Origin of the sequence: Actinoallomurus iriomotensis, assembly GCF_030269445.1 — a bacterium.
Classification (GTDB): domain Bacteria; phylum Actinomycetota; class Actinomycetes; order Streptosporangiales; family Streptosporangiaceae; genus Actinoallomurus; species Actinoallomurus iriomotensis.
Genome location: NZ_BSTJ01000045.1, coordinates 1 through 266, shown reverse-complemented (window position 1 = coordinate 266; position 266 = coordinate 1). Strand labels below are relative to the sequence as shown.

Sequence of the window (266 nt, the reverse complement as noted above, 5' to 3'; positions counted from 1 at the left end):
TGGGCGGTACTAACCAGACCGGCATGACAACCGACACGAATAGCCAGTGCTCCACCTATGAGCAAACCCACCCACGAGACATTCGCCCGTGGCATGAGTCATGGACCAACACCCCCAGACTCGATCGTCTGGTGCGTGTGGCCAGTGATGCTCCTTAGAAAGGAGGTGATCCAGCCGCACCTTCCGGTACGGCTACCTTGTTACGACTTCGTCCCAATCGCCGGCCCCACCTTCGACGGCTCCCCCCACAAGGGTTGGGCCACCGG

The 266-nt window shown here is 60.9% G+C and carries 1 rRNA gene; it reads right to left on the bottom strand.

Annotation, left to right across the window (positions count from 1 at the left end):
- Positions 1 to 158: 158 nt before the first annotated feature.
- Positions 159 to 266 (bottom strand): 16S ribosomal RNA (locus tag QSK37_RS51330); the annotation flags it as partial.